This window comes from Aeromonas salmonicida (assembly GCF_028355655.1).
Taxonomy (GTDB): Bacteria; Pseudomonadota; Gammaproteobacteria; order Enterobacterales; family Aeromonadaceae; genus Aeromonas; species Aeromonas salmonicida.
Genome location: NZ_CP110645.1, coordinates 237,069 through 257,500, shown reverse-complemented (window position 1 = coordinate 257,500; position 20,432 = coordinate 237,069). Strand labels below are relative to the sequence as shown.

Genomic DNA, 20,432 nt, shown 5'->3' with positions numbered 1-20,432 from the left:
TCCAGACTTGGTCAGGGACAGAGTTACCTCGTCCTTGCCTTCCAGCTTCACAGCGATACCTTTCAGGTTGAGCAGAATTTCAAGAATGTCTTCCTGCACACCTTCTTTGCTGCTGTACTCATGCAGTACCCCGTCAATTTCGACTTCAGTAACTGCACAACCGGGCATAGATGACAGCAAAATACGACGCAGGGCATTACCCAGCGTGTGACCAAAACCACGCTCAAGTGGCTCAAGAGTCACTTTCGCATGAGTCGGGCTAACTTGCTCGATGTCAACTAGCCGCGGTTTAAGAAAATCTGTTACAGAACCCAGCATTGTGTCCTCTCTTTAGAAGCTAGCTTTACTTGGAGTAAAGCTCGACGATCAGCTGTTCGTTAATGTCGGCAGACAGGTCGGAACGCTCTGGCAGACGCTTGAAAGCACCTTCCATTTTAGCGGTGTCAACCTCTACCCAAGTCGGCTTCTCACGCTGACCAGCAACCTCAAGGGATGCTTTGATACGCGCTTGCTTCTTAGCCTTCTCACGAACGCAGACCACGTCCTCAGGGGAAACCTGGAAAGAAGGAATATTCACAACGCGACCATTTACCATGATGGCCTTATGGCTCACCAGCTGACGAGATTCAGCACGGGTAGCGCCGAAGCCCATACGGTAAACAACGTTGTCCAAACGACCTTCCAGCAGCTGCAACAGGTTCTCACCGGTGTTACCCTTTTGACGGGCAGCGTCGCGGTAGTAGTTGCGGAACTGTTTTTCCAATACGCCGTAGATACGACGAACTTTTTGTTTCTCGCGCAGCTGAACACCGTAGTCGGACAGACGCGCTTTACGCGCACCGTGCTGACCAGGGGCGGTGTCAATCTTGCACTTAGAATCAATCGCACGAACACCAGACTTCAGGAAGAGGTCGGTGCCCTCACGACGGCTAAGCTTAAGCTTAGGACCGATATATCTTGCCATCTTCTTTCTCCAACAATCCTAGACCAAGTTGCAACAGCGTTATACGCGGCGCTTCTTGGGAGGACGACAACCGTTGTGCGGGATCGGAGTCACATCAGTAATATTAGTGATGCGGAAACCAGCCGCGTTCAGAGCGCGGATGGAAGACTCACGACCGGGACCCGGACCTTTGACCATGACTTCCAGGTTCTTCACGCCGTATTCTTTGGCGATCTCACCAGCACGCTCAGCAGCTACCTGGGCAGCAAACGGAGTGGACTTACGGGAACCACGGAAACCTGAACCACCGGAGGTAGCCCATGACAGAGCATTGCCCTGACGGTCAGTAATGGTCACGATTGTGTTGTTGAAAGATGCATGAACGTGCGCAATACCGTCGCTCACTTGCTTTTTAACGCGCTTGCGAGCACGAGTCGGAGTTTTAGCCATTTTCTACCTTCCCGTTACTTCTTGATAGCCTTGCGCGGACCCTTACGGGTACGAGCGTTGGTCTTGGTACGTTGACCACGAACAGGCAGGCTACGACGGTGACGCAAACCACGGTAGCAACCCAGATCCATCAATCGCTTGATGTTCATGGATATCTGACGACGCAGGTCACCTTCAACGGTGAATTTACCTACTTGTTCACGCAGACTCTCGATCTGAGCTTCGTCCAGGTCTTTAATTTTCACATTCTCAGCGATACCGGCTGCGGCACAGATGGCCTTGGAGCGGGTACGACCGACGCCATAAATCGCAGTCAAAGCAATGACTGCATGCTTATGGTCAGGAATGTTAATGCCAGCGATACGGGCCACTATTCACTCCTACATATAGTAGATTACGACCACCACAAAGCCCGTGAGCGGATACGTGGCGGTCAACCAATACACAACAAAAGTTGGCTGGCTATATTAGCCAGCACAACTATTTGTTGCAAGTACTAACCGTAAAAAATTAGCCTTGGCGCTGTTTATGCTTTGGCTCGCTGCAAATCACACGCACCACACCGTGACGCTTGATGATTTTGCAGTTACGGCAGATTGCCTTAACGGAAGCACGAACTTTCATTGCTTAACTCCGTAACTACGCCGACCTTTAGCGGCCGTAGCCCTTCAGGTTGGCCTTCCTCAGGACGTCGCCATATTGATGAGACATCATATGGGTTTGTACCTGAGCCATGAAGTCCATGATAACTACCACGATAATCAGCAGCGAGGTGCCACCGAAGTAGAACTGTACGTTCCAGGCAGTCATCAAGAACTGGGGTACCAGACAGATAAAGGTTATATAGAGCGCACCTGCCAATGTCAGGCGAGTCATAACCTTATCGATGTAACGTGCTGTCTGCTCGCCCGGGCGAATCCCCGGGATAAAGGCTCCACTCTTCTTCAAGTTGTCTGCTGTCTCGCGGGGGTTGAACACCAGCGCGGTATAGAAGAAACAGAAGAAGATAATGGCTGCTGCATAGAGCATCTCATACAAGGGCTGACCCGGCTGCAGGACCATAGAGACCTGTTGCAGGATATCAGCGACCTTGCCCTCACCCTGACCAAACCAAGAGGTAATGGTCCCTGGGAAGAGGATGATGCTGGATGCGAAAATCGCAGGAATCACACCGGCCATATTCACTTTCAATGGCAGGTGTGTGCTTTGCGCTGCGAATACCTGGCGGCCTTGTTGACGCTTGGCGTAGTTAACGACGATACGACGCTGACCACGTTCCACGAACACCACAAAGTAAGTCACTGCGAAAACAATCAAGCCCAGCAACAACAACAGCAGGATGTGCAATTCCCCTTGACGTGCCTGTTCGGCCGTAGCACCAATGGCATGCGGCAAACCAGCAACGATACCCGTGAAAATAATCAACGAGATACCATTACCGATCCCACGCTCGGTAATCTGCTCACCCAACCACATCAAGAACATGGTACCGGTGACCAGACTCACAACGGCCGTGAAATAGAAGCCCAAACCCGGATGTGTCACGAGTCCTTGCATCATATTCGGCAGACCTGTTGCAATACCAATGGCCTGGAAAGTTCCCAAAACCAGCGTGCCCCAACGGGTATATTGGCTAATCTTGCGACGGCCAGATTCACCTTCTTTCTTGAGTTCAGCAAGAGCGGGGTGAACCACAGTCAGCAGCTGGATAATGATCGATGCCGAAATATACGGCATGATCCCCAGCGCAAGAATAGAAGCACGCGAGAGTGCACCACCACTGAACATGTTGAACATCTCAATGATGGTGCCCTTCTGTTGTTGGAACAACTCGGCCAGTACGGCGGCGTCAATACCAGGAATCGGCACATAAGAGCCTGCACGGAAAACGATAATCGCCCCGAGAACGAAGAGCAGACGGCTCTTCAATTCACTCAGACCACCCTGTGCTTTAACATCCAATCCTGGTTTCTTAGCCATTGTACTGATTATTCCTCGATTTTACCGCCAGCGGCCTCGATGGCTGCACGTGCACCTTTGGTGACGGACACACCACGAACGGTCACAGCACGGTCAATGTTGCCAGACAGAACAACTTTAGCGAAAACGATGTTCTTGGTAACAACACCGGCTTGCTTCAGAGTGCTCAAATCGACCACATCACCTTCTACCATGGCGATTTCGTTCAGACGCACTTCGGCAGAAACCAAAGATTTGCGAGAGAAGAAACCGAACTTCGGCAGACGGATTTTCAAAGGCATCTGGCCGCCTTCGAAACCAGCGCGGACTTTACCGCCACCGGAACGAGAGGTTTGACCTTTCACACCACGACCACCAGTCTTGCCCAGGCCGGAGCCGATACCACGACCACGACGTTGTTTTTCAGGCTTGGAACCAGCGGCCGGAGACAGAGTATTCAGACGCATGCTTAGCCCTCCACCTTAACCATGTAATAAACCTGGTTGATCATACCGCGTACGCAGGGAGTATCTTCCAGCTCAACGGTGTGACCAATGCGACGCAGACCCAGACCACGCAGAGTCGCCTTGTGCTTTGGCAGACGGCCGATAGAGCTGCGAGTTTGAGTTACTTTTACAGTGTTAGCCATGTCGCATTACCCCAGAATTTCTTCAACGCGCAGACCACGCTTGGCAGCGATCTGGGCCGGGGATTGACCCTGTACCAGAGCGTCTACAGTTGCGCGAACAACGTTGATTGGGTTGGTGGAACCGTAGGTCTTAGCCAGCACGTTGTGAATACCAGCAACTTCCAGAACAGCACGCATGGCGCCGCCTGCAATGATACCAGTACCTTGTGAGGCCGGCTTCATGAACACGGAGGAACCGGAGTGAACACCGCGCACCGGGTGGTGCAGAGTGCCATTGTTCAGTTCAACCTTGCTCAGGTTACGCTTAGCCTGTTCCATCGCTTTTTGAATAGCGGCCGGAACTTCACGGGCCTTACCGTAACCGTAACCTACACGGCCGTTACCATCACCCACCACGGTCAACGCGGTGAAGGACATGATACGACCACCTTTAACAGTTTTCGAAACACGGTTTACTGCAATCAGCTTTTCTTGCAGTTCGCCGGCTTGAGATTCGACTTTAGCCATCTTCGACTCCTAGCTTAGAACTGAAGACCAGCGTCACGAGCAGCGGTAGCCAGAGCGGCTACACGACCGTGATACTTGAAACCGGAACGATCGAAAGATACGTTCTGAACGCCTTTGGCAATAGCACGCTCAGCGATTGCTTTACCTACTGCGGTAGCTGCATCAGCATTACCGGAGTATTTAAGAGCTTCACTGATGGCTTTCTCTACTGTAGAAGCAGAGGCCAGAACTTCGGAACCGTTGGCTGCGATAACCTGCGCGTAGATATGACGCGGGGTACGGTGAACAACCAGACGGGTAGCTCCCAGTTCCTGCATCTTCTTCCGAGCACGAGTAGCACGACGGAGACGAGCTGCTTTCTTGTCCATAGTGTTACCTTACTTCTTCTTAGCTTCTTTAGTACGCACTTGCTCGTTGGCATAGCGTACACCCTTGCCCTTGTAGGGCTCCGGAGCGCGGTAAGAACGGATATCGGCGGCGACCTGGCCAACCAGCTGCTTGTCCACACCACGCAGAACGATCTCTGTAGCGGTCGGGCATTCAGCGATGACACCAGCCGGCAGCGCATGCTCTACCGGGTGAGAGAAGCCCAGGGCCAGCGCGACAGCATTGCCCTTGATGGAGGCTTTATAACCTACACCAACCAGCTGCAGCTTACGCTCGAAGCCTTGGGTAACACCGATTACCATGTTGTTAGCCAATGCACGTGCAGTACCGGCCTGAGCGTCAGCACCAGCGATGCCGTCGCGCGGGGCGAACTTCAGTACATTGTCTTCTTTGGTCACTTCTACACCGGCGTGGATGGAACGAACCAGAGAACCTTTACCACCTTTGATGGACAGTTCCTGACCGTTCAGAGTCACCTCTACGCCAGCAGGAATAGTGACGGGTGCCTTAGCAACGCGAGACATTTCCGACCTCCTATTAAGCGACGTAGCAGATGATCTCACCACCCATGCTTGCCTTGCGGGCAGCACGGTCGGTCATCACACCTTTAGACGTGGACACGATAGCAACACCGAGACCGCCCATAACTTTCGGCAGATCAGTAGTGCGCTTGTAAATACGCAGGCCGGGACGGCTCACGCGTTGGATCAGTTCTACAACTGGCTTGCCCTGGAAATATTTCAGTTCAATTTCCAGTTCCGGCTTCACATCACCAGCTACGGAGTAGCCAGCAATGTAACCTTCTTCTTTCAGCACTTTGGCGATAGCCACTTTCAGCTTGGAAGAAGGCATGGAAACCGCAACTTTGCTCGCCGCCTGACCGTTACGGATGCGGGTCAGCATATCCGCGATCGGATCTTGCATGCTCATAAGTCTAACTCCCGAGATTCGTTACCAAGAAGCCTTCTTCAGGCCCGGAATTTCGCCCTTCATGGCATGCTCACGCACCTTGATGCGAGACAGACCAAACTTACGCAGGAAACCGTGCGGACGACCAGTAATATTGCAACGGTTACGCTGGCGGGACGGACTGGAATCACGGGGCAGCTGTTGCAGTTGCAGTACAGCATCCCAACGCGCTTCTTCAGAAGCGTTCATATCAACGATGATAGCTTTCAGCTCGGTTCGCTTAGTGGCGAACTTGGCTACCAGCTTCGCACGCTTTGCTTCACGTGCTTTCATGGATGTTTTAGCCATAACCCTAACCTTACTTGCGGAATGGGAAGTTAAAGGCAGCCAGCAGAGCACGGCCTTCTTCATCGGTATTCGCGGAAGTGGTGATGGTGATATCCAGACCACGGACGCGATCGACTTTGTCATAGTCGATTTCCGGGAAGATGATTTGCTCACGCACGCCCATGGAGTAGTTACCACGACCGTCGAACGCTTTAGCGTTCAGGCCACGGAAGTCACGGATACGCGGTACGGAGATGCAAATCAGCCGTTCCAGGAACTCCCACATACGCTCGCCACGCAGGGTTACTTTACAACCTATCGGGTAGCCTTCACGAATCTTGAAGCCCGCAACAGATTTGCGAGCTTTGGTGATCAGCGGCTTCTGACCGGAAATGGCAGCCATATCGGCAGCGGCATTTTCCAACAGCTTTTTGTCAGAGATCGCTTCACCAACACCCATGTTCAGGGTGATTTTCTCGATCCGAGGGACTTGCATGATAGTCTTGTAACCGAACTGTTTGGCCAGTTCATTTACTACATCGGATTTGTAGTAATCATGCAGTTTCGCCATCGTTAAACTCCAATTACTTCACAAGTTCGCCGGTGGATTTGAAGAAACGAACTTTTTTGCCGTCTTCAATCCGGAAACCAACGCGATCAGCCTTGCCAGCGGCAGAGTTGAACAGCGCTACGTTAGAAACGTCCATTGGGGCTTCTTTGCTGATGATGCCGCCAGCCTGACCCAGTGCGGGTACCGGCTTTTGATGCTTCTTCACCAGATTGATGCCTTCAACGAGAACCTTACCTTCGGTTACCAGGACTTGAGTGACTTTGCCACGCTTGCCCTTGTCTTTGCCGGTAAGAACAATCACTTCGTCTTCGCGACGGATTTTAGCTGCCATCGTTCGACTCCTTACAGTACTTCGGGTGCCAGGGACACAATCTTCATGAACTTCTCATTACGGAGTTCACGGGTCACCGGGCCAAAAATACGAGTACCGATTGGCTGTTGGTTGTTGTTAAGCAACACAGCCGCATTGTTGTCGAAACGGATGACTGAGCCGTCCGGACGACGAACGCCTTTACGGGTGCGTACGACCACCGCGTTATATACATCACCTTTCTTCACTTTACCGCGAGGAATGGCTTCCTTGATGGAAACTTTGATGATGTCGCCGATGCCGGCATAACGGCGGTGCGAGCCACCCAGAACCTTAATACACATTACACTGCGAGCGCCGGAGTTGTCGGCTACACCCAGCATACTTTGCATCTGGATCATTTTAGTGCTCCGCTTTGTTTACTTCTTATCCCTTTCGGGATCTGGCTGCCTTCAAAAGGCGCGAAACTATAACACATGATTTTGAGAAAAGGTAGCCTAAAAAACAAACGGCCCCGCTAAGGGGCCGTTTGGACTACAAAGTACCGATTAGGCCTTTTCTAAGATCGCAACCAGGGTCCAGGACTTGGTCTTGGACAGCGGGCGGCATTCGCGGATTTCCACGAGATCGCCAGCTTTACACTCGTTGTTTTCATCATGTACGTGCAGCTTGGTAGTGCGCTTGATGATCTTACCGTAGATCGGGTGCTTTACCTTGCGCTCGATAGCAACAGTGATGGATTTTTCCATCTTGTCGCTGATTACACGACCTTGCAGAGTACGGATCTTGTCAGTCATTACGCACCTGCCTTCTCAGTCAGTACAGTCTTGATACGTGCGACGTCACGACGCACTTGTTTCAGAGTGTGAGTCTGAGCCAGCTGGCCAGTGGACGCTTGCATGCGCATGTTGAATTGCTCACGCAGCAGGCCCAGCAGCTCCTGGTTCAGTTCATCGACGCTCTTTTGACGCAGATCTTGGGCTTTCATCACATCACCGTCTTAATTACGAAAGTGGTCTGAACAGACAGCTTAGCTGCGGCCAGGGCAAACGCTTCACGCGCCAGAGCCTCAGGTACACCGTCCATCTCGTACAGAACCTTGCCAGGCTGGATCGGGCAGACCCAATATTCCACGTTGCCCTTACCTTTACCCATACGAACTTCGAGAGGCTTTTCGGTGATGGGCTTGTCCGGGAACACACGGATCCAGATCTTGCCTTGACGCTTAACGTGACGGGTCATGGCACGACGGGCTGCTTCGATTTGACGAGCAGTCAGTTGACCACGAGATGTCGCCTTCAGGCCAAAGGTACCGAAGGATACTTCGTTACCAGTGTTGGCCAGACCGCGGTTGCGACCCTTATGGGTCTTGCGGAATTTAGTACGCTTTGGTTGCAACATTTACCGAATCTCCTTACTTACCGCGGCGTTTGTTATCGCGCTTGGGCTTTGCAGGAGCTTGCTCTTGAGCAGCGGCAGCATTGACTGCAGCCAGACCACCCAGAACTTCGCCCTTGAAGATCCAAACCTTAACGCCGATCACACCGTAAGTGGTGTGGGCTTCAGAAGTTGCGTAGTCGATGTCGGCACGCAGGGTGTGCAACGGCACACGACCTTCACGGTACCATTCGGTACGCGCGATTTCAGCACCGCCCAGACGACCAGACACTTCCACTTTGATGCCCTTGGCACCCAGGCGCATTGCGTTCTGTACGGCGCGCTTCATAGCACGACGGAACATTACGCGACGTTCCAGTTGGGAAGTGATGCTGTCAGCAACAAGCTTGCCATCCAGCTCCGGCTTACGGACTTCGGAAATGTTGATCTGAGCAGGCACGCCGGTAATCACGGCGACAGCTTTGCGCAGTTTCTCAACGTCTTCGCCTTTCTTACCGATCACAACACCCGGACGAGCGGTGTGAATGGTCACACGGATGCTCTTGGCCGGACGCTCGATGGTGATCTTGGACAAGGACGCATTTTTCAGTTCCTTGGTCAGGAACTGGCGTACTTGAAAATCGCTGTACAGGTTGTCAGCGAAGTCTTTGGTGTTCGCGAACCAGGTAGAATTCCAAGGCTTGGTAATACCCAGGCGAATGCCATTAGGATGTACTTTCTGACCCATTGCTTATCTCCCAGCCTTAGCGTCGGATACCACTACAGTGATGTGAGCGGTACGCTTGAGGATACGATCCGCACGACCTTTGGCACGCGGACGGATGCGCTTCATGGAGGGACCTTCGTCGACCATGATAGTAGCAACACGCAGCGCATCGATATCAGCGCCTTCGTTGTGCTCAGCGTTTGCAATGGCAGATTCCAGCACTTTCTTAACCAGCACTGCAGCCTTTTTCGGGCTGAAGGTCAGGATATTCAGAGCCTTGTCTACAGACAGACCACGTACTTGATCGGCTACCAGACGAGCTTTCTGGGCAGAAGTACGGGCATAACGGTGTTTAGCGATAGCTTCCATCATTTATCCCTTAGCGCTTCTTAGCCTTCTTATCAGCAGCATGGCCGCGATAAGTACGAGTCGGTGCGAATTCACCCAGTTTGTGACCGATCATTTCTTCGGTAACGAAAACCGGAACGTGCTGACGACCATTATGGACAGCGATGGTCAAACCGATCATGTTCGGGATGATCATTGAACGACGGGACCAGGTTTTAACCGGCTTTTTATCCCCGCTTTCCACCGCTTTCTCTACCTTCTTCAGCAAGTGCAGGTCAATAAATGGACCCTTCTTGAGAGAACGTGGCATGGTGATTCCTCTATGTTAACAATTACTTGTTACGACGACGTACGATGTACTTGTCGGTACGCTTGTTCTTACGGGTCTTGAAGCCTTTAGCCTTCTGGCCCCATGGGGACACAGGCTGCATGCCCTTGTTACGACCCTCACCACCACCGTGCGGGTGGTCGACCGGGTTCATCGCCATACCGCGAACGGTCGGACGAATACCACGCCAGCGGTTGGCACCGGCTTTACCCAGTTGACGCAACATGTGCTCGGAGTTACCGACTTCACCGATGGTGGCGCGGCACTCGGCCAGAACTTTACGTACTTCGCCGGAACGCAGACGCAGAGTTACATAGTTACCTTCACGAGCCAGGATCTGGATGAAAGTACCAGCGGAACGAGCCAGCTGGGCACCTTTACCAGGTTTCATCTCAACGGCGTGAACAGTAGAACCAACCGGGATGTTGCGCATCGGCAGGGTGTTACCTACCTTGATGGCTGCATCAGCACCAGAAGCGATCGCGTCACCAGCTTTCAGGCCTTTCGGAGCCAGGATGTAACGACGCTCACCGTCTGCATACAACACCAGTGCGATGTTAGCGGTACGGTTAGGATCGTATTCCAGGCGTTCTACTTTGGCCGGGATACCGTCTTTGTCACGTTTGAAGTCGACGATACGGTAATGCTGCTTGTGACCACCACCGATATGACGGGTGGTGATACGACCGTTGTTGTTACGACCACCGGACTTGCTCTTGCTGTCCAGCAGAGCGGCAAAGGGCTTACCCTTGTACAGCTCTTGATTGACGATCTTAACGACGTGGCGGCGGCCTGGAGAAGTAGGCTTGCACTTAACGATTGCCATTTTTCAGAACTCCTCTTACTCGGCTGCGCCCATGAAGTCGATGTCCTGACCAGCTTTCAGGGTCACATAAGCCTTTTTCCAATCGGAACGACGGCCTACGCGTGCACCTGAGCGCTTGGTTTTACCCTTCATGTTCAGGGTACGGACGGTCTCAACTTCGACCTCGAACAGTTTCGCAACTGCAGCTTTGACTTCCGCCTTGGTGGCGTCGACAGCAATTTTGAACACGATAGTGTTCTGCTTCTCGGCGACCATGGTGCTCTTTTCAGAGATATGCGGAGCCTTCAGAACTTTCAACAGACGCTCTTCGCGGATCATGCCAGCATCTCCTCGATTTGCTTAACTGCTTCAGCAGTCATCAGAACCTTGTCGAAAGCGATCAGGCTGACCGGGTCGATACCGGCAACGTCACGCACGTCAACTTTGTACAGGTTGCGAGCAGCCAGGAACAGGTTCTCATCGACTTCAGCTGTCACGATCAGAACGTCAGTCAGTTCCATCTCTTTCAGCTTGGCGATCAGTTCTTTGGTCTTCGGCGCTTCGATGCCGAATTTCTCGACAACGATCAGGCGCTCTTGACGTACCAGCTCGGACAAGATGCTACGGATAGCGCCGCGGTACATCTTCTTGTTTACTTTTTGGCTGTGATCTTGCGGCTTAGCAGCAAAAGTCACACCACCGGAACGCCAAATGGGCGAACGGATGGAGCCAGCACGGGCACGACCAGTACCCTTCTGACGCCACGGCTTTTTGCCGCCACCAGACACTTCAGAGCGAGTCAGCTGCGCACGAGTACCCTGACGGGCACCTGCGGCATATGCAACGACGACCTGGTGAACCAGAGCTTCGTTGAATTCGCGCCCGAAGGTAGTCTCGGAAACTTCAAGAGCGCTCTTGGCGTCTTTCATTACCAATTCCATTACTATCTCCTCAGACGTTACGCTTTGACGGCAGGTTTGACGATCACGTTGCCGTTGGTTGCACCTGGGACTGCACCTTTGATGAGCAGCAGGTTACGTTCAGCGTCAACACGAACCAGTTCCAGGTTCTGAGTCGTTACACGCTCAGCACCCATGTGACCAGCCATCTTTTTGCCCTTGAATACACGACCCGGAGTCTGGTTCTGACCGATAGAACCCGGAGCGCGGTGAGACAAGGAGTTACCGTGGGTCATATCCTGGGTGCGGAAGTTGTGGCGCTTTACAGTGCCCGCAAAACCTTTACCCTTGGATGTGCCGGTAACGTCTACCATCTTAACGTCAGCGAGAAGATCTACTTTCAGCTCGCTACCAACAGTGAAAGTTTCACCGTTGTTCAGGCGGAACTCCCACAGACCGCGACCGGCTTCTACACCAGCTTTGGCGAAGTGGCCAGCTTCCGGCTTGGTCACACGGCTGGCTTTCTTGGCGCCAGTGGTAACCTGAATAGCGTTGTAGCCGTCGGTTTCTACAGATTTGACCTGAGTTACACGGTTAGCTTCAACTTCGATAACAGTCACCGGGATAGAAACGCCATCTTCAGTGAAGATGCGAGTCATACCCACTTTGCGACCTACAAGACCGATTGTCATTGTTATCAACCTCTTTCCGTAATTAACCCAGGCTGATCTGGACGTCTACACCAGCTGCCAGATCCAGACGCATCAGGGCGTCTACGGTCTTGTCAGTCGGCTCAACGATGTCTACCAGACGCTTGTGAGTGCGGATCTCGTACTGATCACGCGCATCTTTGTTGACGTGCGGGGAGATCAGGACGGTGAAGCGCTCTTTGCGAGTCGGCAGCGGAATAGGACCGCGAACCTGCGCGCCGGTGCGCTTTGCAGTTTCAACGATTTCCGCAGTGGATTGATCAATCAGGCGATGATCAAAAGCCTTCAGGCGGATACGGATTCTTTGGTTCTGCATTGACAGAGCTCCAATAGATAAAAGAACATAAACCAACACCGCCCGACCGAGATTACTCCCGCCAGAGGTGTGATTTTTCACGTTTCCCCCCATATCGGGAGGACTGTATGGCTGGTCATCCGTAAACGAACAACTCAGCAGCAGACATATCGTCTGGCTTACCTCATTGGTAAGCGGAGGGGATTATACGGATTTTTCAAATTTGCGCAAGGGAGGGCGAACAGATTGTGCGCAGTTTTATGTGACAGATGGATCTCGCCGGCGACACCTCATCCCCTTGCCAACTCGGGGTAACGACAATGTTACAAACAGGCTGGTAGACTGTGCGCCTGCCTCTGTCAGTGGAACGACATCCAATGCTCAAAGATCAAAAAAAAGCCTATCAGTATGGACTCTGCGCCGTTGCCCTCTGGTCGACAGTCGCCACCGCCTTCAAGATCTCCCTCGCCTACTTTGAACCGGTGCAATTGCTGCTTGTAGCTGCCTTCACCTCGACCCTCACGCTGACGGCGATAGTCGCCAAACAGGGTAAACTGCCGCTGCTACGGAGTTACATCAAGGCCCGACCTTTCTATTACCTGACCCTGGGTGTGCTGAACCCCTTCCTCTATTACCTGCTGCTGTTCAAAGCCTATGATCTGCTGCCCGCCCAGCAGGCACAGACTCTCAACTACACCTGGGCCATCACCCTCAGTCTGCTGGCAGTCCCCTTTCTCGGCCAGAAACTGCGCCGCCGCGATGGAGTGGCCATAGTGCTGGGCTACTTCGGTGCCCTGGTGATCGCCACCAAGGGGGATGTGTTCGGCCTGCAATTCGACAGCCCGCTCGGGGTCGCGCTGGCGCTGGTATCGACGCTTATCTGGGCCAGTTACTGGATCCTCAACACCCGCAATCAGGGAGACCCCATCGTCAGCCTGTTGCTCGGCTTTATCATCAGCCTTCCTTTTATTGTCGCGGCGACCTGGCTGCTCTCCGATTTCGCCATGACAGCCTGGCAAGGCTGGGTCGGCGCCATCTATGTGGGCCTTTTCGAGATGGGCTTCGGTTTCGTGCTCTGGCTAATGGCTTTGCGCCATGCCACCAACACGGCCCCTATAAGCAACCTCATCTTCATCTCGCCGTTCGCCTCCCTGGTGCTGCTCAACCTGTTGATCGGCGAGATAATACACCCGGCAACCCCCATAGGACTGGGGCTGATCGTCGCCGCCTTGCTGATCCAGCAGCTGAAATATGGCAAGCGCTATCGCAAGGGAGCTGAGCCGCAAGCCTGATAATGCAAAAGGGCGTATCCACAGATACGCCCTTTTCTCAATCCATCCACTCCAGTGGCTGGTTCTTGGGAAGCCGGACCTCCACCAACAAGCCCCCCAGCTCGGCCCGTCCCAGCCGGATGGTGCCGTGATGCTGGGAGACGATCTTGGCGACGATGGCCAATCCCAGGCCGCTGCCACTGCCGGTGCGAGCCTCGTTGCCCTGAGTGAAGGGCTTGAGCACCCGGTAATAATCCTGCTCGGGGATGCCGGGACCATTGTCCGACAACCGTAACCGCACCCAGTGACCATCATCTTTGAGCTCGGCGTGCAACCTGCTCGCGCCATAGCGCAGCGAGTTGCCTGACAGGTTGTTGAGAATACGGCGAATACTGATGGGATTGCAGGCCACTCTCACAGCCTCTTCCGGCAATTCGAGGTCAACCTCCAATCCCTGATCGGTCTGCATCAGCAGTACGTCGTGGATCAGCTGAGTCAGATCGATCTGCTGGGTATCCAGTCCCTCGTCCGGACGAATGTAGTCGATGAACTGATCTATGATGCCGTTGGACTCGTCGATGTCCGCGTTGATGCTCTCCTTGAGATACTCATCCCCGGACGACATCATTTCGGTCGCCAGCCGGATGCGGGTCAGCGGTGTGCGCAAGTCATGAGAGACCCCAGCCATCATCAGATTGCGCTCCTCAATCAAGCGTTTGATGGAGCTCGACATATGATTGAAGGTCCGGGTCAGTCGGCGTACCTCCCGCGACCCCTGTTCCCCCAGCGCATCGGGAAAGTTGCCGCGCGCCACGGCTACGGCGCCGGCCTCCAGATCCTCCAGCGGACGCACCAGCTGACGAGCAAAACGCCAGGCAGCAAACAGGGTGACCACCAGCAGCACGCTCATGTAGAGGATCAGCGGCTCGATATCGTCATCTTCGATCTCGGTCAGCGGGATACGCACCCACACCTGATTGGCCTGCGGCGGCTGGATCCAGATGATGTAGTGATCCTGGATCTCGACCCGCACCTTGGTCTTGCCACCCAGTTCACGACTGATGCTCTCTTCCAGATAGGTATAGGGCTTGGAGTCGTTGAGCCCATGCTGTTCGGCCTCCGTCTGGGTGTAGAGGTCACTGCCGGTCGCGACATAGACCAGTGCTTCGGCATCCTCGCTCAGCGCCAGCTGATTGCTTTCGACCGGGAAGATGAGCTTGACCTGATTGGCCAGCAGGTGGCTGATCTGCTTGACGGTGGGTGCCAGCAGATAGTTGTAGAAGGTGACATAGGAGACAAACTGATAGACCACCAGCACGGCGGCCAAAAACCAGAGCATGCGAGAAAACATGCTGCCCACTTTTTTCATTCGCCATCACCGTCCGGCACGAAGACGTAACCCAGGCCCCAGACGGTCTGCAGATAACGAGGCTGGGCCGGGTCCTGCTCCAGCAGGCGGCGCAAGCGGGAGACCTGCACGTCTATGCTGCGCTCGGTCGCCGTGTACTCGCGCCCTCTGGCCAGATTCATCAACTTGTCGCGGGAGAGAGGCTCACGAGGGTGGCTGACCAGCACCTTTAGCACGGCAAATTCACCACTGGTCAGGGCCACGGGCTCGCCATCACGGCTGAGCTCCCGGGTCGCCAGGTTGAGCTGATAGCTGCCGAAGGTCACCATCTTCTCGGCGGTCGAAGGCGCGCCTGGCAGTTCGACGGTATGCCGGCGCAGCACGGCACGGATCCGCGCCAGCAGCTCACGGGGGTTGAATGGCTTGGGCAGATAGTCATCAGCCCCCATCTCGAGCCCGACGATGCGGTCCACCTCATCCCCCTTGGCGGTCAGCATGAGCACCGGGATCTGGTTGCCGGCTTCACGAAGGCGACGACAGATAGAAAGCCCATCCTCCCCCGGCAGCATCAGATCAAGTACCATCAGGCTGAAGTTTTCACGGGTCAGCAGGCGGTCAGCCTGTTCGCCATTGGCGACGCCCCGAACAACGAATCCCTGTTCGGTCAGATAACGCTCCAGCAGGGAGCGTAATTTCAAATCATCGTCGACGACCAGAACCTTGTATTGCTGACTCATTGCTTGCCTCTCCTCTCGATATGTTGCCAATACTAGAGCTCGAGGCCCCAACGGCAAAGCATAAATATGTTACCGGTTATTGCCCATGGCATCCCTTGATCCCTCTGCCGTCAGCACCTGCCGACCATGCTGCCCCCTGATAACGACGCAGTTTTTGCTCGACACAGAAATGGCAGCGACTAAGATCCGCCGAGCCATAAGAGGCTCATCAGCCCACATTGACGCAGGTACCTGAAATCCATGAAGACCAAGCTCATCACCCGCGAAGGCTACAACAAGCTGAAAGAAGAGCTCGATTTCCTGTGGCGCGAAGAGCGCCCCGAGACCACGCGCAAGGTGGCCTGGGCCGCCAGCCTTGGGGATCGCAGCGAGAATGCAGACTACCAGTACAACAAGAAGCGGCTGCGGGAGATCGACAGACGGGTGCGTTACCTGCGCAAATGCCTCGAGGAGCTGGGGATCGTCGATTATGCTCCCGCCCAGGAGGGCAAGGTGTTCTTCGGCGCCTGGGTCGAGGTGGAAAACGAAGAGGGGGATACCAAGCGCTTTCGCATCGTCGGTTATGACGAAATTTTTGGCCGCAAGGATTACATCTCCATCGACTCTCCCATGGCCCGCGCCCTGCTCAAGAAAGAGGTTGGGGATGAGGCCATAGTACCTACGCCAGTCGGTGACGCCTGCTGGTATATCAATGACATCAGCTATCCCAAATGACACAGCCGGTGAGACTTGTCCTCCCCGCCATCCAGGTCAGCATAGTGCTCTTCCCTCCCGGACATCTTCTCTTCCATGACGGGGAGCGGATCGCTCGGTCTCTTCCCTCTCCCTTGGGCTCAACAGCCATTTACGTCATTTCGCCAGGGTGGCATACAGTCGCGCGACCCCATATAGTGCTCACATTTGGCGCCTTATGGCGCAAACCGATCTCGGTGGCACTCTCGGTACACGCCATGATGCACATCCCCATGGCATAGAGACGCGACCTGCTGGCAGGCAATATACCCAGCAGCAAGTCGACGCCACCCAGGCCAGTTGGATAGAAGCGACCACAGAGATCCCCGATGCACAGCCATGTAATAGAGAGACAGATTGCCGGTGAGCTGAATGCCCGTCCGGAACAAGTGCAGGCAGCCGTGCGCCTGCTGGATGAAGGCTCGACAGTACCCTTTATCGCCCGTTACCGCAAAGAGGTGACTGGTGGCCTGGATGACAGCCAGCTACGCACCCTGGAGAGCCGCCTTGGTTATCTGCGCGAGCTGGAGGATCGGCGCCAGGTAATCATTCGCTCCATCGAGGAGCAAGGCAAACTCACCCCTGAGCTGACCCGCGAGCTGAATGGCGCCGACAGCAAGACCCGGCTGGAAGACCTCTATCTCCCTTACAAACCCAAGCGTCGCACCAAGGGACAGATGGCCATAGAAGCGGGGCTCGAGCCACTGGCGACCCTGCTGCTCACGGACCCGATGCGGGATCCCGAACAGGCCGCTGCCGGCTTCTTCAATTCCGAGCAAGGCATCACAGACAGCAAGACAGCCCTTGATGGAGCCCGCTACATACTGATGGAGCGCTTCGCCGAGCAGGCAGACCTGCTGGAGAAACTGCGGGACTATCTGTGGCACAACGCCACTCTGCGCGCTCGCGTGGTGGCAGGCAAAGAACAAGAAGGTGCCAAGTTCAAGGACTACTTCGAACATGACGAGCCGCTGCACAAGGCTCCCTCCCACCGGGTACTGGCCATGCTGCGCGGGCGCAATGAGGGGGTTCTCAATCTGGCGCTGGTCACAGGTGAAGACGAGGGCGCCAGCCCCTGTGAAGGCATCATAGCCCACCACCTCAAACTCAATCTGCAAAGCCGTCCGGCCGACAAGTGGCTGCAAGGTGTCGTGAGCTGGACATGGAAGATCAAGCTGTCGCTGCAAATGGAGACCGAGCTGATCGGCCGGATCCGCGAATCGGCAGAAGAGGAGGCGATCAAGGTATTCGCCATGAACCTCCAGGATCTGCTGATGGCAGCCCCGGCGGGCATGCGCTGCACCATGGGGCTGGATCCGGGTATCCGTACCGGAGTCAAGGTGGCCGTGGTCGACGCCACCGGCAAGCTGGTCGATCACGCCACCATCTACCCGTTCGAGCCGAAGAAACAGGTCGATCAGAGCCTCAAAACCCTTAGCGAGCTGTGCCAGAAGCACAAGGTGGAGCTCATCAGCATCGGCAACGGCACCGCCTCGCGGGAAACCGATCGGCTGGTGAGCGAACTATTCGAGCGCTACTCCGCAGCCAAGGTGCAAAAGGTTGTGGTCAGCGAGGCGGGCGCCTCTGTCTACTCCGCCTCCGAGCTTGCCTCCCAGGAATTCCCGGATCTGGATGTCTCTATCCGTGGCGCCGTCTCCATCGCCCGCCGCCTGCAGGATCCCCTGGCCGAGCTGGTCAAGATCGATCCCAAGAGTATCGGTGTGGGCCAGTACCAGCACGACGTAGGCCAGAGCCAGCTTGCACGGCGGCTGGATGCCGTGGTCGAAGATTGCGTGAACGCAGTCGGGGTGGATGTGAATACAGCCTCGGTCGCTCTGCTGATTCGGGTCTCCGGTCTCTCCCAGACACTAGCCCAGAATATCGTCGCCTATCGGGACGAGCACGGCGCCTTCCAGAGCCGCCAGCAGTTGCTGAAGGTGAGCCGGCTCGGTCCCAAGGCATTCGAGCAGTGTGCCGGTTTTCTGCGTATTCGCGGGGGCAGCAATCCTCTCGACAGCTCGGCGGTACACCCGGAATCCTACCCTGTGGTTGAAAGGATCCTGGCGCAACTCCAGCAGCAAGTTGAAAGCCTGCTCGGCAACGGCAGCCTGCTGCGCAGCCTGAAGCCGGCTGACTATACCGATGAGCAGTTCGGCGTGCCCACTGTCACCGACATCATAGGCGAGCTGGACAAGCCGGGCCGCGACCCGCGCCCCGAGTTCAAGACCGCCACCTTCAAGGATGGGGTGGAGAAGATAAGCGACTTGGTGCCAGAGATGATATTGGAAGGGGTGGTCACCAACGTCACCAACTTCGGCGCCTTCGTCGATATCGGTGTCCATCAGGATGGGCTGGTCCACATCTCCTCCCTGACGGATCGTTTCGTCAAGGATCCTCGCGAGGTGGTCAAGGCGGGGGACATAGTGAAGGTCAAGGTGCTGGAGGTCGATGCCCCGCGCAAGCGGATCAGCCTGACCATGCGGCTGGACGAAAAAGCCGGACAACCGGCCCGCAAGCCTGCCGAGCCACGCAACGCTGGCAGTGCCAAACCAAGAAACGAGCCCCGTCAGGCAGCGCCCATGGGGGGCGCCATGGGCAGTGCGTTTGCTGCAGCTCTCTCCAAAACCAAGAAATGAAAAAAGCCCCGCGAGGGGCTTTTTACAAGGCCTGGCTTACTGACTGAGGGTAGCCAGAATACCTTCCGGATCCTGATGCTGTACCAGCACCTCCCGCAGCCGATTGAATGCCTTGCAGGCTTCCTGTGGGTACTTGCCATAAGAAACGACGCCGGTGTGGCTCCAGCCGGCCGCCAGCATGACCTTCTTCTTGAAATGGGTCCCTTCAGTCCCGCCGCCACCGAGTTGCATCAAGAACTGTTCCATCTGAAGGTGAGGAGGGGGAACACGGGAGAAGGTGGCAAAATCTTCCGGTTTGACTTCATCAAAGTGCATGGCGACTCCTGTGAGGATGAATGGGATTACCCCTCAGATTAGTTGCAAAAACCCGGGGCGGGATAGAAAAATCGGGGAAAAGTAGTGTGCCTAGACGCTGAGGCTGAGACCCTGCTGCTGCGCTGGCCTGACCGCCTGTTGATATCGCTGGGCGATGACCTGATTACGTTGTTCCATATAGGTGTTCAACACGCCGGTCCGTGCACCATCAGCAGACGTAGCGCCTGACTGGGAGCTGGATGTCATCATTGCCTTGCGGGCTTGGGCCTCCTTGGCTGCGGCACTTCTGGCCACATTCAGATCCTGTGCGGAAGGCTCGGCAGGCGCCAGAGCGGCAGTCCGTACCTGCTGCATCTTGGCAATAGTGGCCTCGGGATCACCAGGGATAGTCCCGATGTCGATGGAAACCTCACCACCAGTGGCATAACGCTTGCCGTCCGGTCCCATCGAGAATTGATAAGTAGGGCTACTGGCATACTGGCCGCCTGCAGCCTGATGAGCCTGCTCGTGGGTGCGAACCTCCTGATCCCTGTCCACCAGCTCCTTGATCTGCAGCTCCTGCTTTTGTTGCTGCTCCTGCTGCTTGGGATCCTGCTGTTGCTTGTTGCGCTGGCCATCCTCACCCGTGGCTTCAACAAAGCGATTATCCACGGGCGTTTGCGGGTTGCTGGTCTGTGACCCTTCCCGCGTCTGCTGAGAGGTCTGAGTGGCATTGGCCTGGCTGGTCTTGGACTTGTCTTTCTGCGAGCCGACTTCAGGCTCGGCATTGAATGCCTCGCTCTGACGAGTCTGGGGGATGAGTGCTGCACGGCGATTGTCAGTGCGTGCCGATTCCGTCTGCGGTTGCAGCTGATTAGGAATAAGGGTCGGCAGACTGACATTGATGTTCATG

At 55.1% G+C, this 20,432-nt stretch carries 34 protein-coding genes (1 of these 34 only partly in view); 3 read left to right on the top strand and 31 right to left on the bottom strand.

Annotated elements, in window-relative coordinates:
• The 27 genes from ONZ54_RS01300 to rpsJ all read right to left on the bottom strand — a co-directional run.
• A protein-coding gene (locus ONZ54_RS01300; protein ID WP_005307997.1) for a DNA-directed RNA polymerase subunit alpha crosses the window boundary here: on the bottom strand, positions 1–318 show its start. It extends 672 nt beyond the left edge of the window; the window shows 318 of its 990 coding nt (coding positions 1–318); the start codon lies at positions 316–318; the stop codon falls past the left edge of the window.
• A 25-nt stretch (positions 319–343) separates the two neighbouring features.
• Positions 344–964, bottom strand: a complete 621-nt coding sequence (gene rpsD / locus ONZ54_RS01295) for a 30S ribosomal protein S4 (RefSeq protein ID WP_005319700.1) — start codon at positions 962–964, stop codon at positions 344–346.
• 39 nt (positions 965–1,003) lie between these two features.
• Entirely contained in the window at positions 1,004–1,393 is a 390-nt protein-coding gene (gene rpsK / locus ONZ54_RS01290) for a 30S ribosomal protein S11 (RefSeq protein WP_005319702.1), read from the bottom strand.
• 14 nt (positions 1,394–1,407) lie between these two features.
• The gene (gene rpsM, locus ONZ54_RS01285) at positions 1,408–1,764 is read right to left on the bottom strand and encodes a 30S ribosomal protein S13 (RefSeq protein ID WP_005307991.1); all 357 of its coding nucleotides are present in this window, start codon (positions 1,762–1,764) and stop codon (positions 1,408–1,410) included.
• 139 nt (positions 1,765–1,903) lie between these two features.
• Entirely contained in the window at positions 1,904–2,017 is a 114-nt protein-coding gene (rpmJ, locus tag ONZ54_RS01280) for a 50S ribosomal protein L36 (protein ID WP_005319705.1), read from the bottom strand.
• A gap of 27 nt (positions 2,018–2,044) precedes the next feature.
• Entirely contained in the window at positions 2,045–3,373 is a 1,329-nt protein-coding gene (gene secY / locus ONZ54_RS01275) for a preprotein translocase subunit SecY (RefSeq protein WP_005307989.1), read from the bottom strand.
• An 8-nt stretch (positions 3,374–3,381) separates the two neighbouring features.
• Positions 3,382–3,819: a 50S ribosomal protein L15 gene (gene rplO / locus ONZ54_RS01270; RefSeq protein ID WP_005319708.1), complete on the bottom strand. Its 438-nt coding sequence runs from the start codon at positions 3,817–3,819 to the stop codon at positions 3,382–3,384.
• Positions 3,820–3,821: 2 nt separating this feature from the next.
• Entirely contained in the window at positions 3,822–4,001 is a 180-nt protein-coding gene (rpmD, locus tag ONZ54_RS01265; protein WP_005307985.1) for a 50S ribosomal protein L30, read from the bottom strand.
• 6 nt (positions 4,002–4,007) lie between these two features.
• Positions 4,008–4,508 (bottom strand): 30S ribosomal protein S5, encoded by a 501-nt coding sequence (rpsE, locus tag ONZ54_RS01260; protein ID WP_005319713.1) that lies wholly within the window; start codon positions 4,506–4,508, stop codon positions 4,008–4,010.
• Positions 4,509–4,522: 14 nt separating this feature from the next.
• On the bottom strand, positions 4,523–4,876 hold the full coding sequence (rplR, locus tag ONZ54_RS01255) for a 50S ribosomal protein L18 (protein WP_005319717.1): 354 nt from the start codon (positions 4,874–4,876) through the stop codon (positions 4,523–4,525).
• 9 nt (positions 4,877–4,885) lie between these two features.
• Positions 4,886–5,419: a 50S ribosomal protein L6 gene (gene rplF / locus ONZ54_RS01250; RefSeq protein ID WP_271787297.1), complete on the bottom strand. Its 534-nt coding sequence runs from the start codon at positions 5,417–5,419 to the stop codon at positions 4,886–4,888.
• Between the two features lie 13 nt (positions 5,420–5,432).
• Positions 5,433–5,825 carry a 30S ribosomal protein S8 gene (gene rpsH, locus ONZ54_RS01245; protein ID WP_005307980.1) on the bottom strand — a complete coding sequence of 131 codons (393 nt, stop codon included), beginning with the start codon at positions 5,823–5,825 and terminating at the stop codon, positions 5,433–5,435.
• Positions 5,826–5,846: 21 nt separating this feature from the next.
• Positions 5,847–6,152, bottom strand: a complete 306-nt coding sequence (gene rpsN / locus ONZ54_RS01240; RefSeq protein WP_005319722.1) for a 30S ribosomal protein S14 — start codon at positions 6,150–6,152, stop codon at positions 5,847–5,849.
• A 10-nt stretch (positions 6,153–6,162) separates the two neighbouring features.
• Positions 6,163–6,702 (bottom strand): 50S ribosomal protein L5, encoded by a 540-nt coding sequence (rplE, locus tag ONZ54_RS01235; protein WP_005319725.1) that lies wholly within the window; start codon positions 6,700–6,702, stop codon positions 6,163–6,165.
• A gap of 13 nt (positions 6,703–6,715) precedes the next feature.
• Entirely contained in the window at positions 6,716–7,033 is a 318-nt protein-coding gene (gene rplX, locus ONZ54_RS01230) for a 50S ribosomal protein L24 (protein WP_005319727.1), read from the bottom strand.
• Positions 7,034–7,044: 11 nt separating this feature from the next.
• Positions 7,045–7,413 (bottom strand): 50S ribosomal protein L14, encoded by a 369-nt coding sequence (rplN, locus tag ONZ54_RS01225; protein WP_005307975.1) that lies wholly within the window; start codon positions 7,411–7,413, stop codon positions 7,045–7,047.
• A gap of 147 nt (positions 7,414–7,560) precedes the next feature.
• Positions 7,561–7,809 carry a 30S ribosomal protein S17 gene (gene rpsQ / locus ONZ54_RS01220; RefSeq protein ID WP_005319730.1) on the bottom strand — a complete coding sequence of 83 codons (249 nt, stop codon included), beginning with the start codon at positions 7,807–7,809 and terminating at the stop codon, positions 7,561–7,563.
• A complete protein-coding gene (gene rpmC / locus ONZ54_RS01215) occupies positions 7,809–8,000 on the bottom strand; it encodes a 50S ribosomal protein L29 (protein WP_005319733.1) in 192 nt (63 codons plus the stop codon). Before rpmC ends, rpsQ begins: the two co-directional genes overlap by 1 nt.
• Positions 8,000–8,413: a 50S ribosomal protein L16 gene (gene rplP / locus ONZ54_RS01210; RefSeq protein ID WP_005319737.1), complete on the bottom strand. Its 414-nt coding sequence runs from the start codon at positions 8,411–8,413 to the stop codon at positions 8,000–8,002. The genes rpmC and rplP overlap by 1 nt, the downstream gene beginning before the upstream one ends.
• A gap of 13 nt (positions 8,414–8,426) precedes the next feature.
• Positions 8,427–9,137, bottom strand: coding sequence for a 30S ribosomal protein S3 (rpsC, locus tag ONZ54_RS01205; protein WP_005319740.1), 711 nt, complete (start codon positions 9,135–9,137; stop codon positions 8,427–8,429).
• A 3-nt stretch (positions 9,138–9,140) separates the two neighbouring features.
• The gene (gene rplV / locus ONZ54_RS01200) at positions 9,141–9,485 is read right to left on the bottom strand and encodes a 50S ribosomal protein L22 (RefSeq protein ID WP_005319741.1); all 345 of its coding nucleotides are present in this window, start codon (positions 9,483–9,485) and stop codon (positions 9,141–9,143) included.
• 10 nt (positions 9,486–9,495) lie between these two features.
• A complete protein-coding gene (gene rpsS, locus ONZ54_RS01195) occupies positions 9,496–9,774 on the bottom strand; it encodes a 30S ribosomal protein S19 (RefSeq protein ID WP_005307960.1) in 279 nt (92 codons plus the stop codon).
• Positions 9,775–9,796: 22 nt separating this feature from the next.
• Entirely contained in the window at positions 9,797–10,618 is an 822-nt protein-coding gene (gene rplB, locus ONZ54_RS01190) for a 50S ribosomal protein L2 (protein WP_005319743.1), read from the bottom strand.
• A 15-nt stretch (positions 10,619–10,633) separates the two neighbouring features.
• Positions 10,634–10,936 carry a 50S ribosomal protein L23 gene (rplW, locus tag ONZ54_RS01185; protein ID WP_005319747.1) on the bottom strand — a complete coding sequence of 101 codons (303 nt, stop codon included), beginning with the start codon at positions 10,934–10,936 and terminating at the stop codon, positions 10,634–10,636.
• Entirely contained in the window at positions 10,933–11,538 is a 606-nt protein-coding gene (gene rplD / locus ONZ54_RS01180) for a 50S ribosomal protein L4 (protein ID WP_005319750.1), read from the bottom strand. Before rplD ends, rplW begins: the two co-directional genes overlap by 4 nt.
• A 17-nt stretch (positions 11,539–11,555) precedes the next feature.
• Positions 11,556–12,188 carry a 50S ribosomal protein L3 gene (gene rplC / locus ONZ54_RS01175; protein WP_005319753.1) on the bottom strand — a complete coding sequence of 211 codons (633 nt, stop codon included), beginning with the start codon at positions 12,186–12,188 and terminating at the stop codon, positions 11,556–11,558.
• A gap of 22 nt (positions 12,189–12,210) precedes the next feature.
• Positions 12,211–12,522, bottom strand: a complete 312-nt coding sequence (gene rpsJ / locus ONZ54_RS01170) for a 30S ribosomal protein S10 (RefSeq protein ID WP_005307944.1) — start codon at positions 12,520–12,522, stop codon at positions 12,211–12,213.
• A gap of 356 nt (positions 12,523–12,878) precedes the next feature.
• On the opposite strand from rpsJ, the gene ONZ54_RS01165 reads away from it, so the two are divergent.
• Positions 12,879–13,793: a DMT family transporter gene (locus tag ONZ54_RS01165; protein ID WP_155604068.1), complete on the top strand. Its 915-nt coding sequence runs from the start codon at positions 12,879–12,881 to the stop codon at positions 13,791–13,793.
• Positions 13,794–13,830: 37 nt separating this feature from the next.
• Here ONZ54_RS01165 and envZ read toward each other — a convergent pair whose 3' ends face one another.
• Together envZ and ompR are read right to left on the bottom strand one after the other, a co-directional pair.
• Positions 13,831–15,141 carry a two-component system sensor histidine kinase EnvZ gene (gene envZ, locus ONZ54_RS01160; RefSeq protein WP_021140671.1) on the bottom strand — a complete coding sequence of 437 codons (1,311 nt, stop codon included), beginning with the start codon at positions 15,139–15,141 and terminating at the stop codon, positions 13,831–13,833.
• Positions 15,138–15,857: an osmolarity response regulator transcription factor OmpR gene (gene ompR / locus ONZ54_RS01155; RefSeq protein WP_005319762.1), complete on the bottom strand. Its 720-nt coding sequence runs from the start codon at positions 15,855–15,857 to the stop codon at positions 15,138–15,140. The genes envZ and ompR overlap by 4 nt, the downstream gene beginning before the upstream one ends.
• A 240-nt stretch (positions 15,858–16,097) precedes the next feature.
• On the opposite strand from ompR, the gene greB reads away from it, so the two are divergent.
• Together greB and ONZ54_RS01145 are read left to right on the top strand one after the other, a co-directional pair.
• Positions 16,098–16,571 carry a transcription elongation factor GreB gene (greB, locus tag ONZ54_RS01150; protein WP_005319766.1) on the top strand — a complete coding sequence of 158 codons (474 nt, stop codon included), beginning with the start codon at positions 16,098–16,100 and terminating at the stop codon, positions 16,569–16,571.
• A 347-nt stretch (positions 16,572–16,918) separates the two neighbouring features.
• Positions 16,919–19,225: a Tex family protein gene (locus ONZ54_RS01145; RefSeq protein WP_271787296.1), complete on the top strand. Its 2,307-nt coding sequence runs from the start codon at positions 16,919–16,921 to the stop codon at positions 19,223–19,225.
• A 36-nt stretch (positions 19,226–19,261) separates the two neighbouring features.
• Here ONZ54_RS01145 and ONZ54_RS01140 read toward each other — a convergent pair whose 3' ends face one another.
• On the bottom strand, positions 19,262–19,540 hold the full coding sequence (locus tag ONZ54_RS01140) for a hypothetical protein (RefSeq protein WP_005319791.1): 279 nt from the start codon (positions 19,538–19,540) through the stop codon (positions 19,262–19,264).
• Positions 19,541–19,630: 90 nt separating this feature from the next.
• On the bottom strand, positions 19,631–20,431 hold the full coding sequence (locus ONZ54_RS01135; protein ID WP_271787295.1) for a putative metalloprotease CJM1_0395 family protein: 801 nt from the start codon (positions 20,429–20,431) through the stop codon (positions 19,631–19,633).
• Between the last annotated feature and the right edge of the window lies 1 nt (position 20,432).